Consider the following 14,038-nt stretch of genomic DNA (forward strand, 5'->3'; position numbering starts at 1 on the left):
GCCTGCAGGTGGAGCATCCCGTCACCGAGATGATCACCGGGCAGGACCTGGTCGAATGGCAGCTCCGCGTGGCTTCCGGCGAACCGTTGCCGCTCAAGCAAGATCAGCTTCACATCCACGGCCACGCGCTGGAAGCCCGCGTCTACGCCGAGAACCCCGACAAGCAGTTCCTGCCCTCCACCGGCACGCTGCGCTACCTGCGCACGCCGGCGGCGGTGACGTTCACGCTGGGCCAGGACGGCAGCGGCCCGGCGGGCGTGCGCATCGACTCCGGCGTGCGCGAAGGCGACACCATCAGCCCGTACTACGACCCCATGATCGCCAAGCTGATCGTGTGGGGCCGCGACCGGGACGAAGCGCTGGCGCGCATGGCGCAGGCGCTGGCCGAGTATCACGTGGTGGGCCCGTCGACCAACGTCGCCTTCCTGCGGCGGCTGGTGACCTCGCAAGCGTTCCGCACCGCGGATCTCGACACCGGGCTGATCGAGCGCAACCAGGCGACGCTGTTTCCCCCGCCCGCGCCGGTAGGCATGGAGGTGATCGCCCTGGCGGTGGCGGCGCTGCTGGATGCGCAAGCCCGCGCGCGCCGCGTCGATCCGGCCGACGCGCATTCGCCCTGGCAACATGCGGGCGCATGGCGGTTGAATGGCGGGGAGCGGCGCGCCCTGCGTTTTTCCGTAGCCGGCGCGGCGGGCAGCCATTTCGCTGATGTGACGCTCGCCACCGATGCGCGCGGCAGCACGCTGTTCTTCGCCGACCAGGCCGCGCCGTTCCGGGCGCAGTGCGCGGCGGACGACATTCGTGTCGATCTCGGCACGCGGCGCGCCCGTGGGCAGGTCCATGCGGAAGGTGATACCTTCCATGTGTTCAGCGGCCATCGCCATGTGGCCCTCACCTGGATCGACCCGCTCGCGCATGCCGCCGAGGGCGAAGGCGAGGGCGGCAAGCTCACCGCGCCCATGCCCGGCAAGGTCATCGCGGTGATGGTCCAGGCCGGCAGCCGGGTCGCGCGAGGCGCGCCGCTGCTGGTGATGGAGGCCATGAAGATGGAGCACACCATCAGCGCGCCGGCCGACGGCGTGGTGGGCGAGGTGCTGTACGGTGTGGGCGAGCAGGTTGGCGAAGGCGCTCAGTTGCTGTCCTTCGAAGCCGGAAACGGCTGAGCTGCCACCCTTGGTGTGCGCCTGCAGCAAGAAAACCGCAGGCCATGCCCATCCTCTGCGAAAATGGAAGAGAAAGAAGACCAGAGTGGAGATGAGATGAAGTTGCAGTTGTATGTACCGGATGGCCGTTACCAGCCCTGGATCGACGGCTTTAACGAAGCCCTGCCCGAGGCGCAATGCCTGACCTGGGAAGACAGCAAGAACGAGCAGGTCGACTACGCCGTGGTGTGGCGCCCGCCGCTCGAGATGCTGCGCGCTCGCACCGACCTGAAAGCCGTGTTCAACCTGGGCGCCGGCGTGGACGGCATCCTGAGCCTGCGCGACACCGCCCCGGATGCGTTGCCGGCCGGCGTGCCCATCGTGCGCCTGGACGATGCCGGCATGGCCGCGCAGATGATCGACTACGTGACGCACGCGGTACTGCGCTACTTCCGCCGCCTGGACGAATACGCGCTGGCCCAGCAGGCCGGCACCTGGCGCTTTCTCAAGCCGCATCGCCGCGCCGATTTCACGGTGGGCGTGATGGGCGTGGGCACGCTCGGCGCGCAGATCGCGCAGGCGCTGGCCGGCTTCGGCTTCCCGGTGCGCGGCTGGAGCCGCACGGCGCGCGATATCGAAGGCGTGCGGGGCTTTGCCGGCGAGGCCGGCCAGGCGCCGTTCCTGGATGGCCTGCGCGTGCTGGTCAATGTGCTGCCGCTCACGCCGGAGACCGAGAACATCCTCGATGCCGGCCTGCTCGGCAAGCTTGCCAAGGGCGCGTACCTGGTCAACGTGGCGCGCGGCCCGCACCTGGTCGAGGAAGACCTGCTGGCCGCCGTGCAGTCGGGCCAGATCGCCGGCGCCACGCTCGACGTGTTCCGTACCGAGCCGCTGCCCGCCGAGCATCCCTTCTGGGCCGAGCCGCGCATCACCATCACGCCGCATATCGCGGCACTGACGCTGCGCGAAGACAGCGTCGCCCAGATCGCGGCCAAGATCCGCGCGCTGGGCGCGGGCCAGCCGATCGCCGGCGTGGTCGACCTGCAGCGCGGCTATTGAGCAAGCCGGGTGCCGGGGCGGAGCGTTTGCGCCGGGTGCCCGGGCCCAATGTCCGTACATTAGTTAAATGGCGCGCGCGGCAAAGCGCGTGCGCCGCAACCAGACAGCGAGGAGACATCGTGACCCTGCCCAACTATGTGAAAGTCGTAGAAGTCGGCCCGCGCGACGGCCTGCAAAACGAGAAGGCCTTGGTGCCCACCGAGGTCAAGGTCGACCTCATCAACCGCCTCAGCGACGCCGGCTTCGTCAATATCGAAGCCGCATCGTTCGTCTCGCCCAAATGGGTGCCGCAGATGGCTGACGGCGCCGACGTGATGGCGCGCATCCAGCGCCGGCCGGGCACGCTGTACTCGGTGCTCACGCCCAATATGAAGGGCTTCGAAGGCGCGGTGGCGGCCAGCGCCGACGAGGTCGTGATCTTCGGAGCCGCCAGCGAGGCGTTCTCGCAAAAGAACATCAACTGCTCCATCGCCGAGTCCATCGAGCGCTTTGCGCCCGTGGCCGCCGCCGCCAAGGAAAAAGGCCTGCGCCTGCGTGCCAGCATCTCCTGCGCGCTGGGCTGCCCCTACCAGGGCGAGGTGCCGGTGCACGCCGTGGTGGACGTGGTGCGCCGCATGCGCGATCTCGGCTGCGACGAGATCGACATCGCCGACACCATCGGCGTGGGCACACCTGGCCGGGTGCAGGAGGTGATGCACGCGGTTGCCGCCGAATTCCCCATCGACCGGCTCTCCGGCCATTTCCACGACACCTACGGGCAGGCGCTGTCCAATATCCTGGCAAGCCTGCAGGTCGGCATCTCGATCTTCCACGCCTCGGTGGCCGGCCTCGGCGGCTGTCCTTATGCCAAGGGCGCCACCGGCAACGTGGCCACCGAAGACGTGCTGTACATGCTGCACGGCATGGGCATCCACACCGGCGTGGACCTGGAGCAGGTAGTGCGCGCGGGCGACTTCATCTCGCAATCGATCGGCCGCGCCAACAGCTCGCGCGTGGGACGCGCGCTGCTGACGAAGTGGGGCGCCGCTGCCGACGCTGCGCCTGCCTGCGTATAAGGCCTTCCATCCGAACCCTATCGACATGAACACTCACTCTCCCGACAACGCTAACGACACTGCCGCGTTGCCCGAAGCGGCGCAGCGCGTGGCCGGCCTGCTGGCCGGCCTTGGCCACGACAAGCCCGTGGTCATGCTGCCCGCCACCGGCAAGACCTCGGCCGAGGCCGCGGCCGGCCTCGGCTGCTCGGTGGCCGAGATCGCCAAGTCCATCATCTTTCGCCGCGTGGCCGACGACGCGCCGGTGCTGGTGATCGCCAGCGGCAGCAACCGCGTCGACGAAGCCAAGGTAGCCGCCGTGGTGGGTCCGCTCGGCAAGGCCGACGCCAGGTTCGTGCGCGAGAAGACGGGCTACGCCATTGGCGGCGTCTGCCCAATCGGCCACGCGGTGGCGCCCGTGATGCTGCTCGACAGCGACCTGTTCCGCTACGACAGCCTGTGGGCCGCCGCCGGCCATCCGCACGCCGTGTTCAACCTCACGCCCCAAGAGCTGCAGCGCATGACCGGAGCCGAGGTGGCCGACGTGGCGCAGCGCCATTGCGCATGAAGCCGCTGCTTGCACCCGGCATCAAGGGCGAGGGCTGAGGCGATGTCGCAAGCCACCCGCCTCGCCGCCGAGCTCGCGCGCGGCGCGCAAGCCGCCCAGCGCGCGCAGCCCGTGCCGTCGCCGTGCCGCAATGTGTGCCGCATGGACGCCGCGAGCGGCTTGTGCGAAGGCTGCCTGCGCACGATCGACGAGATCGCCGCGTGGTCCGGCAGCGACGAGGCCGGGCGGCGCAGGATCTGGCTGCTGCTGCCGCAGCGCGCCGCGGCGCTTGCCGCAAGGACAGCGCCATGATGCATCCCACCCACAACACAGCGTGACCCGGCCATGACCACCGCCATCGACTGGTACTTCGACCCGATCTCGCCGTTCGCCTACCTGGCATTCGAGCGCTTGCCCCGGGCGTTGCCAGCCGATGTGACGGTGCGCTACGTGCCGCTGCTGTTTGCCGGGCTGCTGCGCCATTGGGGCAATGTCGGCCCGGCCGAGATCGCACCCAAGCGCCGCTTTACCTTCGAGCACGTTGCCTGGATCGCGCACCGCGACGGCACGCCGCTCGCCATGCCCGCCGTGCACCCGTTCAATCCGCTGCCCCTGTTGCGCCTGGCGGTAGCGCTGGAGCTCGAAGGCCGGCTCTCGCATGCCACGCTGGCGCCCATTTTCCGCTTCGTCTGGCAGCAAGGCCACGTGCCCCAGCAACAGGCCGAATTCGATGCCCTGTGCGGCGCGCTGGGCGTACCTACCGCTGCGCTGGCACAGGATGCGGTCAAGGCGCGCCTGCGGGAGAACGGGGACGAAGCGCTGGCGCGCGGCGTGTTCGGCGTACCTACCGCTGCGCTGCAGGAGGATGCCGAGGGGCAGTTGTTCTGGGGCCTGGATGCGCTTGACATGCTCGCCGCGCGGCTTGGCCAGGATCCCTTCTTTGCCTCCGAGGCATTCCGTGCCGCCGCCGCGTTGCCGGTTGGCGCGGGGCGTGCCGACGCGCCAGCGGGCAACCCAGCGGCCGCCGGCCGCTGATCAGCTGATTTGCCGACACCCCGATGCCAACTACCTTCACGTCTTCCACCCTGCCTCCCACCCTGCCTGGCACCATGCGCGTATTCGAGCGCGGCTGGCTATCCGCCAACAACATCCTGTTTGCCGACGGCGATGACACCGCGCTGGTCGACTCCGGCTACGTCACGCATGCGCCACAGACGCTGGCCCTGGTCGAGGCCGGCCTCGGCGGCCGGGTGCTGCGGCGCCTGGTCAACACGCACCTGCACTCCGACCACTGCGGCGGAAACGCCACGCTGCAGCGCCGCTGGCAGCCGCGCACGCTGATCCCCGCCGCGCAGGCCGAGGCGGTGCGCGCGTGGGACGTGGACGCCCTCAGCTACCGCGCCACCGGCCAGCAGTGCGACCGCTTCACCTTCGACGACGTGGTGCAGGACGGCGATACCTTGCGCCTGGGCGGGATCGAGTGGCAGGTAGTCGGCGCGCCCGGCCACGATCCCCATGCCGTGATGCTGTTCGCCCCGCAGGAAGGCATCCTGATCTCGGGCGATGCGCTGTGGGAGAACGGCTTCGGCGTGATCTTCCCGGAACTCGAAGGCGAGAGCGGCTTCGCCGAGCAGGCGGCCGTGCTGGCGCGCATCGCCACGCTGGATGTGCGCGTGGTGATTCCCGGCCACGGGCGGCCGTTCACCAACGTGGCGGCCGCGCTCGACGTCGCCGGCGGGCGCCTGGCCTACCTCAGCGCCGATGCCGGGCGCAACGCCACGCATGCCATCAAGGTGCTGGTGAAATTCAAGCTGCTGGAGCAGCAGCGCATGCCACGCGACGCGCTGCTGGCGTGGATGGCGCAGGCGCCGCTGATGCAGCGCATCCACGCGCGCTTCATGCCCGCGCAGGACATGGCGGCCATCCTCGACCGGGTCCTGGCGTCGCTGGCAGCCGCCGGCGCGCTGGCGCTGGAAGGCGGCGAGGTGTACAACCGGGATTGAGCGGTAACACCGGTAACGCGGGCGCCACCATGCCGTGGAGCCTGTCCCCGACCCTGACCCTTTGCGAGGAAACCGTCCATGCCTGCCTTTCCCGTCGCACTGCTTCACCCCCTGGTCGCGCATCTCTCTGCCTCCACCATTCACGCGCACGGCGCCGATCTCGAGATCGAGCTGGCGCCGTTCGTCCTCGGCGGCGCGCCGGTGCGCACGGCGATCCGGCTCGATGGCATGAGCCTGCCTACCTTCAGCCTTGAACAACTGGCCGGCAAGCGCCTCGTGTTCCCGCTCAACCCGGAGCCCGGCTACATCGACGGCACGCTCTACTTCGACGGCCGCCACCACGCGGTCGACATCCGCGAGTTGCGCTTCGGCAAGCTCGACCAGTACGGCCTGCCTGTGAGGATCGAGGGTCGCATTCATTTCGACGACGGCGCCCGCTTCGACGACACGGCACTGAGCCTGGCCGCCCGCATCGCCCGCCCTTTGTCCGAGATGGAGATCGACGTGCTGATCGACCGCGCCGCCGCCGAGGCCGGCGTTGGCTCGATCCAGCAATCCGGCAAGGTGATGGCCGCGCTAAGCCGCCACCCGAGCCTGCGTCATGCCGACATGGCGCTGCTGCATGCGCGCGTGCGGGCCAGGCTGCTGATTGGCGAAGCCATGAGGCCGAGATGAGGCTGCGCGGCCACTACACTCGCTACACTGGCGTGCAGGCCGGGCGTGTCGCGCCACACGATGCCCGTGCCGGCAAGTTCCTGCGCTGACCGAGTCCCAAGGACGCACCATGCAAGCCCTTCACGGCCAAGGCTTCCTCCTTCGCCCCTTTCGCTATCCCGACGTGCCCCAGTTCGTGGCCGCCGTGCACGAATCGCTCGAGACCGTGGGCAAGTGGCTGCCGTGGTGTCGTGCGGGCTATAGCGTGCGCGACGCCGAGAACTGGGTCGACATGTGCACGGAGAGCATGGCCATTGGCGAGGCCTACGACATCGGCGTGTTCGCCCCGGACGGCAGGGAGCTGTATGGCGGCGTTTCCATTAACCAGATCAACCGCGACTACAACTTCGGCAACCTCGGCTACTGGATCCGCCAGAGCCGGCAGCGGCAGGGACTGGGCGCGCGCGCGGCCGAGCTGATGGCGTGCTATGCCTTTCATCGCCTCGGGCTGACGCGCCTGGAAGTGGTGGCGGCCGAGCACAACATGGTCAGCCGCGCTGTTGCGGAGAAGATCGGCGCGCAGTTCGAATGCATCGCGCGCAACCGGCTGGTGCTGCACGGCGTCCCGTGCTCGGCGGCGATGTATTCGCTGGTGCCGCCATGGTACGGCAATGCCGGGCCTGCCAGGGATGCGGGCAAGGATAAGGATAAGGATAAGGATAAGGACAAAGACAAGGGGAGGTGAGATGAGGGGAAGCTGCCTGTGCCAGGCCATTGCATACGAGATCGACCAGCTCGACGGGCCGATCGTCAATTGCTCCTGCCGGACTTGCCGCAAGGCGCACGGCGCGGCGTTTCCCGCCACGGCGCGTGTGTTGCACGAACACTTTCGCTGGCTCAAGGGCGAGCAACACCTGCGCGCGTTCGCTTCATCGCCCGACAAGGATCGCTTGTTCTGCAGCCAGTGTGGGACGCATCTCGTGGCGCAGCGCGCAGGGCAGCCTTCAGTGATTCTGCGGGTGGCTACGTTGGACGAGGATCCCGGGCGCAGCCCGGAGATCCATATCTGGCGCTCGCATGAAGTGCCATGGGCGGCGTATGGCGAGGGCGTGGTTGGGCATCCGGAAGTTCCCTCTCTGGCGGGGTAGAGCCGGGATTCAGTGGCGCCCCGCTAAATGCCGCTGCATGGCTGCAGCGGCATTCGATAGATCCAGATGACTACTTGGTGATCGCAAACGCATAAGTCCTCTCGTCCTGGCGCGGCACCACCTTGTACCCCTTCTTCGCCGCCCACACGTTGATCTGGTAATACAGCGGGATCACGCCGTAATCCTTGATCCCGATCTCGGTCGCTTCCTGCAGCAGTTTCTCGCGCGCGCGATCGTCGATCGTGGTCAGCGCCGTGGCCAGCTTGGCATCCAGCGCAGGATTGCTGTAGCGGCCGCGATTGGATGAGCCCCAGCCCTTGGCCGGATCGTAGGTTGCCAGGAGCGACTTCAGCGACGAGCCGGCCTCGCCCGTGTCCGCGCCCCAGCCGGCCAGCATGAAGGAGAACTCCAGCTTGTTGGCGCGCGTGAAGAAGGTGGCGGACGGCATCGCTTCGACCCGGGTCTGGATGCCGATGCGCGCGAGCATGGAGGCAATCGCCTGCGCGACTTGTTCGTCGTTGACGTAGCGGTTGTTGGGCGCGTGCAGCGTGAGCGCGAAGCCGTCGGGGTAGCCGGCGTCGGCCAGCAGCTTCTTGGCGCCGGCGGCGTCGAAGGTGTCGGGCTTGAGGCCCGGCACATGGCCGAACAGCGTGGAGTTGACGAGCTGCCCGGTGGGCTCGGCGGCGCCTTCCATCACGCGGTCGACGATGGCCTGGCGCGAGATGGCGTGCGAGATGGCGGCGCGCACGCGTGGGTCCTTGAGCGGATTCTTGGCGACGGGCTTGCCGGCCTTGTCGGTGACGAAGGGCGTGACGTCGCGGTTGGTGTCCAGGTGCAGGTACATCATGCGGAAGGTCGGCACCTTGAACACGCTCACGGCGGGATCGCTTGAGAGCTTGCGGATATCCGAGGTGGGCACGTTCTCGATGACCTGCACGTCGCCGGCGAGCAGCGCCGCCACGCGCGGCGCGTCGTTGGTGAGGATGCGCAGCGACACGGTGTCCCACTCGGGCTTGTTGCCCCAGTAGCCGTCGTTGCGGGTCAGCTCGATGCGGTCGCCCTTGCGGAAGCTGACGAACTTGTACGGGCCGGTGCCGACCATGGCGCGGCCGCTGTTGAAGTCGTCGCCGCTGGCGTTCTCCGCGACCTTCTTCGACAGCATGTAGATGGTGGAGAGGTCATTGGGCACCAGCGGGTAAGGGCCGTTGGTGGTGATACGCACGGTCAGCTTGTCGACCGCGGTGATGTCCTTGAAGCCCTTGGTGTAGATGGTGTACGGCGACGGGCTGTTCTTGACCGTGGCGGGGCGGTTCAGCGAATAGACCACGTCCGCCGAGGTGAACTCGCTGCCGTCGTGGAACTTCACGCCGGGGCGCAGCTTGATTTCCCAGGTGGTGTCGTCGACCGGCTTCCACGAGAGCGCCAGCGCGGGCTTGAAGCGCATCTTCTCGTCCTTGGCGATCAGGGCCTCGAACATATGCTCGGCCACGTTCGCGTTGGGCGTGACGTTGTGATAGTGCGGGTCCAGCGAGGTGATGTCCCCGGACATGCCGATGGTGAGGCCGGCGGCAACAGCGGTCGTGGAGAGTGCGGCGCAGGCTAAGCTTGTGGCAAGTGCTGCGGCGCCAAGGGCGCGGCGGATGATCGTCATCGATGGGTCCCCGGTAGGCAAGATGCGGTGCAGGCATTGTCAGGAGATGCAGACATCCATGTCAAGGCGGGCAGACCCGCAGCGCCGGATGCACCGGGGCGAGGCGGCCGTGCACAGCGGGCGTGCGGTTTTGCGGGGTGTTTGCCCTGCCGCGCGGCACAAACTTCCGACTGTCAACTGTCAACTGTCAACTGTCAGGCCGCAAACCGGCGCAACTGTGCCTGTGCGGCCTGACAGCCCGGCTTTATATTGGAAGCCATTCTCTTTGCGCCACGCGCGCCTCCCCGCCCATGCTGAAGATCCTTGGAAAGGCCTCCTCCATCAACGTCCGCAAGGTGCTCTGGTGCTGCGACGAACTCGGCTTGCCGTTCGTGCGCGAGGACTGGGGCTCCAGCTACCGCGCTACCGATACGGCGGAATTCCTCGCGCTGAATCCGAACGCGATGGTGCCGGTGCTCGACGACGACGGCTTTGTGCTTTGGGAGTCGAACACCATCATCCGCTACCTGGCGTCGCGCTATGGCGATGGCGATGGCGCCATCTACCCGGCTGCCGCGCAGCAGCGCGCACGGGTGGAGCAATGGATGGACTGGCAGGCGACGGAGCTGAACAATGCGTGGCGCTACGCGTTCATGGCGCTGGTCAGGCAATCGCCTTTGCATCAGGATGCCGCGGCGCTCGCTGCGTCCATCGGCAACTGGTCTCGGCATATCGGCATCCTGGAGCGGCAACTGTCAGGTACCGGTGGCTATGTGGCTGGCGATCGCTTCACGCTGGCGGATATCCCGATCGGCCTGTCGGTGAACCGCTGGTACGCCACGCCGCTGGCGCATCCGGACTATCCCGCGGTAGCCGCCTATTTCGAGCGGCTTGGCGGCCGGGAGGGTTTCGTGCGCCACGGCCGCAACGGCATTCCCTGATGGGGAGCTACGCGCGTGGCAGCGTGCGCTGCAGCGGCGCAGCCGTCGCGGCGGCAGCCTGCGCGGGCTCGTTCTCCAGCGTCGCGACCCGCAATGGCGCGGCGCCTACCGGCAGCGCGCGCTCGATCTCGATGCCTGCGCCACGCTGCGCCGCCAGTGCCTGCAAACGCGTGAATTCGCCACACCAGATGATCTCGATATCGCGGTCGCGGCTGGTGTCGCGTGCCTCGGAGAAGGCCACGGCGCGCATTTGCAGCCGCGCGCTGTCGCCGGCGCCACCGAGTTCCACGCCATAGCCCGGCGTGGCCGTCTTGCGCAGCGCCACCTTGCCTTGCTCGGCCCATGCGGTAGCCATGCCTTCGCGCACCTCGTAGCCAAGGCTGGCCAGGCCTCCCAGCACGGCCTCGCGGCGGGCGAGCGCGGCCTGCCGCTGGAGCAGGGTTTCGAGCATCGCTTCGCCGTGCTCGCATTGCACGCCGATGGTGGCGGCGTCCGCCGCCTGGCGCGCAATGTCGATGACTTTGCGCAGTGCGAGAGCGTCGTGGTCCAGGGTGCCGGATCCCAACGTGCCAAGGCTGTCCAGGCGCGCCGCCAGCGCATCCAGGCGCAGCAGCCATCCGGCACGCACCTGTCGCTCCCGCGCAGCCGCGGCAAGATCCAGCAACAGGCTGTCCAGCAACATGCTGCGCCGCGCCGATGCCGTCTCCGCCTGGGCGTTGGCTGCGCGCGCGGCGAAGCTGGCGGCGGCGTCGTGGTCGTCCAGTGCTTCCAGCATGCCGATGTGATGATCGATCTGGCGCAGGCGCGCATCGGTGGCGCCTGGCTGGCGCGCCTGCCATTGCGACAGCGTTTCGGTGGGCACGCCAGCCGACAGGGCGCTGGCGAGCGCGCGCTGCGCATCGCTCAGCGCGGCTCGCTCTTCCGGTGGCGCCATCAGGGTGAAGCCGCGTGCAAGCGCAGCCTGCGCTTGCGGGCCATGCAGGGTGCCGTCTTCGATGGCCTGCAGCGCCGTCAGCAAATCCGCTGGCAAAGCCCGCTGCGGATCCCGCTGCTGATGCGCGCGGCGCAATGTGGCGGCGTTCTGCATCAACTGCCGCTGCTGCTGGCGGGCCTGTCCGGCGTGCTCCGCGGCGCGCTGCCGGCATGCCTCGAGATCGCCCTGCAGGAAGGCAAGCTCAGCCGCGGCGCCGCGCTGCAGCGCCTCGAACCGATCGGCTTCCAGCAGCGCCTGCAGGCCGGCGCGGCGCTCGCGCGTGGCCACCAGCGTGGCTTGGTCGAGCTGTCCCAGGCGCTGTCCTTCGCGGCTCCAGTTGGCCATGGCGTGGTCGAGTTGCGCGAGCTGGTCGCGCCCGCGTGCGATGCGCTCTTCCCGGGTGACCACCCGGACTACCTTGGGGCCGCTCATGGCGTGGCTCCTGTCGATGCCGCTTCGGCGGCGGCATGCGTGGCGGGTTCGCCCGGCGCCTCGTCCAGCTGCGCCGCCGGGCGCGTGGCGGCTTCGATCGCTGCCTTCAGGCGCGCACGCTCGCTCTCGCCGTCGTGGTACCAGCCGTGCGAGGAAACGCGGTGCACCCGCGCGATGGCGCGCGCTAGTACGGAAGGGCGCCAGATCTCGCGGGCACGGGCGCGGGCCAGCAGCGCGTGGCGCGGCGCATCGCATTCGATGCCCAGGGCATACAGGCCGGTGCGCGGGTCCTCGATGGCATAGTCCAGCCCGAAGGCGTCGCCTTCGCTGGCCGGCGCGAGCTGCCATCCGAGGCTGCGGACATAGCTGGCTACCGCGGCCTTGAAACCGTCCTGGGGCGCATCGTCGACTTCGCTGCCGGCGCTGCGCGGGCCTTCCGCCCGTTCGCCGTGGAGCCTGCCGAGCAGGCCTTCGCAGGCGGGGAATTCGCCGGCGGACAGCGTGCGGGCGTACTCAAGATAGCTTTGCAGGAAGTCGCGCGGGATGGCCGGCGCGCGGCGCGTGGACAGCATGTCGGAGATATCGGAGATGGGCATCGAGGTCACCATCACCACCTTGCGGCGCGCCCGCGTGACGGCTACGTTCAGGCGGCGCTCGCCGCCCTTCTGGCCGAGCACGCCGAAGTTGCGGCGAAAGCTTCCCTGGCCGTTGCGGCCAAAGGTGGTGGAGAACACGATGATGTCGCGCTCGTCGCCCTGCACGTTTTCCACGTTCTTGACGAACACCGCCATGTCCTCGCCGCCTTCGCTGCGTTCGCGTTCCTCGCGGTAGGCGGCGCGGAAATCACCGTCGCGCGAGGCGCGTGCCTCCAGCACTTCTTCGATCAGGTCGGCCTGCTTGCGGTTGAAGGTGACCACGCCCACCGAGGGCCGCTCGGCGAACGGCGCCTGCCATAGCGTGGCGAGCAGGTCTGCCACCTTCTCGGCTTCGGCGGGGTTGGTCTGGTTCTGGTAGAGGCCGTCCACGCGGATCAGCTCCACGGGCTTGTCCTGCAGGATGCGCGTGCGCGGATGGCGCACCGGCACGCTGAGCCGGTTGCCATAGAACGCGGCGTTGGAAAAGCCGATGAGCTCGCGGTAGGCCGATCGGTAGTGGATCTGCAGCGTCGCGCTGGGCAAGGCGGTGCGGGCCAGTTGCAGCAGGTCGGGGCAATCCTTGATCTCGCGCCGGTTCCACTCCTCGTCGAAGGCGTCCTGCACGGCCTCGTCGGCGTTTTCGTCAGGGGCCTCGCCGTCGAACAGCTCGGCCTCGTCGCTCTCGATGCGGCTGGAGAAGAAGCTGGTCGGCGGCATCTGCTTCTCGTCGCCGCTGACCACCGCGACGCGGCCGCGGAACAGGGTTGGCAGCGCGTACTCGATGGGCATCTGCGAGGCTTCGTCGTAGATCACGGTGTCGAATAGCCCGGCCTTGAGCGGCAGCACGCGGCTAGCCACGTCGGGGTTCATCAGCCACACCGGGCGCAGCGCCATGAGCCCCAGCGGCGCACCCAGCTCGATGAACTCGCGCAGCCTACGTGCGCGCCGTCCGGTGAGGCGGGTGATGTCCTCCCATTCCTTGAGCGGGCGCACGCGGCTGCGCTCGATGCCTTGTACCAGCAGCGCGCGGTTGAGCCGGCGCATCTCGACGTCGGCGGCGGCCAGCGCGCTCACGCGCGCCTCGGTTTCGCCGCGTTCGAGTTGCAGCGCCGGGTGGTGCAGCTCAAGCTGCCGCTTCCAGGCGAGGCGCGCCTCCCGGTTGAGCAGGCGCCGCACCTCGGCCTCGAGCGTGTCGGTGGGTATCGCTTCGAGCGCTTGCTGCTTGTCGCGCAGCGTGGCGAACACGGCTAGCTCGTCAGGGCCGAGCTGGCTGGCGCGGCTGCGGAATCGCTGATAGGCCGGCAGCGTGGGCAATGCCGCCGCAAGCGGCGCGGTCAAAGGCGCGCTGTCCTTGTTGCCGGCAATGGCTTCGTCGCAGGCGGCAATCCAGTCCGGCTCGCACCAGCCGGCCAGGCGCTGCAGCGCGGCGTGGCTGAGGCGGCGTGCTTCGCAGCGCGCGAAAGCCGCGTCGAATCCGGCCAGCAAGGCGACCACCGTCTCGCGCCGTCCGCTGGCGAGCGCGGCTTCGACCTGCTCGGCGCGAGGGGCTTGCGCGAGGCGATCGCACATTGCCGCTGCATCGTGCAGGCGGGCCTGCGCGTCGGCGCATAGCGCAGGGAGTGCCGGGCCGGCGTCGGTGGCGGGCGCGGGCAACGAGAGGTGTTGCAGGATCTCGCGCAGGGCCTGGCGCGGCGCGCGCCATTGCTGTTCCAGCCGCGCCGCCATGGCCAGCGCCCTCAGCCGGCTGGAATCCGCCGCGGCCGCGGCGTTGCCGCTGCAGCGTTGCAGCAAGGCCAGTTGCTTGCGCTGGCGCAGCCAGCGCGCCGGGCTGAGGCGGCCA

At 68.8% G+C, this 14,038-nt stretch carries 14 protein-coding genes; 11 read left to right on the forward strand and 3 right to left on the reverse strand.

The genetic code is table 11. The features are described 5' to 3' along the window. The 10 genes from ACYP5B_RS49160 to ACYP5B_RS49205 all read left to right on the forward strand — a co-directional run. A partial coding sequence (locus ACYP5B_RS49160; protein WP_459574739.1) for an acyl-CoA carboxylase biotin carboxyl carrier protein subunit occupies nucleotides 1-1,163 on the forward strand: 1,163 nt, incomplete at its 5' end. Between the two features lie 96 nt (nucleotides 1,164-1,259). Continuing rightward, nucleotides 1,260-2,201, forward strand: coding sequence for a 2-hydroxyacid dehydrogenase (locus ACYP5B_RS49165; RefSeq protein WP_400097471.1), 942 nt, complete (start codon nucleotides 1,260-1,262; stop codon nucleotides 2,199-2,201). Between the two features lie 119 nt (nucleotides 2,202-2,320). Then, a complete protein-coding gene (locus ACYP5B_RS49170) occupies nucleotides 2,321-3,256 on the forward strand; it encodes a hydroxymethylglutaryl-CoA lyase (RefSeq protein WP_459574740.1) in 936 nt (311 codons plus the stop codon). Between the two features lie 25 nt (nucleotides 3,257-3,281). Then, nucleotides 3,282-3,803, forward strand: a complete 522-nt coding sequence (locus ACYP5B_RS49175) for a YbaK/EbsC family protein (RefSeq protein WP_400097469.1) — start codon at nucleotides 3,282-3,284, stop codon at nucleotides 3,801-3,803. Between the two features lie 42 nt (nucleotides 3,804-3,845). After that, nucleotides 3,846-4,094, forward strand: coding sequence for a DUF1289 domain-containing protein (locus tag ACYP5B_RS49180; RefSeq protein WP_267605197.1), 249 nt, complete (start codon nucleotides 3,846-3,848; stop codon nucleotides 4,092-4,094). Nucleotides 4,095-4,127: 33 nt separating this feature from the next. Further along, nucleotides 4,128-4,817 (forward strand): 2-hydroxychromene-2-carboxylate isomerase, encoded by a 690-nt coding sequence (locus ACYP5B_RS49185; protein WP_318238468.1) that lies wholly within the window; start codon nucleotides 4,128-4,130, stop codon nucleotides 4,815-4,817. A gap of 23 nt (nucleotides 4,818-4,840) precedes the next feature. Beyond that, complete coding sequence (locus ACYP5B_RS49190) at nucleotides 4,841-5,785, forward strand: MBL fold metallo-hydrolase (protein ID WP_400097464.1); 945 nt, start codon at nucleotides 4,841-4,843, stop codon at nucleotides 5,783-5,785. 78 nt (nucleotides 5,786-5,863) lie between these two features. Beyond that, nucleotides 5,864-6,460: a GatB/YqeY domain-containing protein gene (locus tag ACYP5B_RS49195; RefSeq protein WP_267605200.1), complete on the forward strand. Its 597-nt coding sequence runs from the start codon at nucleotides 5,864-5,866 to the stop codon at nucleotides 6,458-6,460. A gap of 109 nt (nucleotides 6,461-6,569) precedes the next feature. Then, nucleotides 6,570-7,184: a GNAT family N-acetyltransferase gene (locus ACYP5B_RS49200; RefSeq protein WP_459574743.1), complete on the forward strand. Its 615-nt coding sequence runs from the start codon at nucleotides 6,570-6,572 to the stop codon at nucleotides 7,182-7,184. Between the two features lies 1 nt (nucleotide 7,185). Next, on the forward strand, nucleotides 7,186-7,587 hold the full coding sequence (locus ACYP5B_RS49205) for a GFA family protein (protein WP_459574744.1): 402 nt from the start codon (nucleotides 7,186-7,188) through the stop codon (nucleotides 7,585-7,587). A gap of 70 nt (nucleotides 7,588-7,657) precedes the next feature. On the opposite strand, the gene ACYP5B_RS49210 is transcribed toward ACYP5B_RS49205, so the two are convergent. Beyond that, a complete protein-coding gene (locus tag ACYP5B_RS49210) occupies nucleotides 7,658-9,238 on the reverse strand; it encodes an ABC transporter substrate-binding protein (protein WP_459574746.1) in 1,581 nt (526 codons plus the stop codon). 290 nt (nucleotides 9,239-9,528) lie between these two features. Here ACYP5B_RS49210 and ACYP5B_RS49215 point away from each other — a divergent pair, with 290 nt between their 5' ends. Further along, nucleotides 9,529-10,158: a glutathione S-transferase family protein gene (locus tag ACYP5B_RS49215; protein WP_459574747.1), complete on the forward strand. Its 630-nt coding sequence runs from the start codon at nucleotides 9,529-9,531 to the stop codon at nucleotides 10,156-10,158. A gap of 7 nt (nucleotides 10,159-10,165) precedes the next feature. Here the strand turns inward: ACYP5B_RS49215 and ACYP5B_RS49220 are convergent, their stop codons facing one another. Both ACYP5B_RS49220 and ACYP5B_RS49225 read right to left on the reverse strand, forming a co-directional pair. Continuing rightward, complete coding sequence (locus ACYP5B_RS49220; RefSeq protein ID WP_459574749.1) at nucleotides 10,166-11,563, reverse strand: hypothetical protein; 1,398 nt, start codon at nucleotides 11,561-11,563, stop codon at nucleotides 10,166-10,168. After that, nucleotides 11,560-14,038, reverse strand: a 2,479-nt coding sequence (locus ACYP5B_RS49225; RefSeq protein WP_459574751.1) for an AAA domain-containing protein, incomplete at its 5' end; no start/stop codon positions are given. The genes ACYP5B_RS49225 and ACYP5B_RS49220, both read right to left, overlap by 4 nt.

This window comes from Cupriavidus sp. 8B (assembly GCF_054589115.1).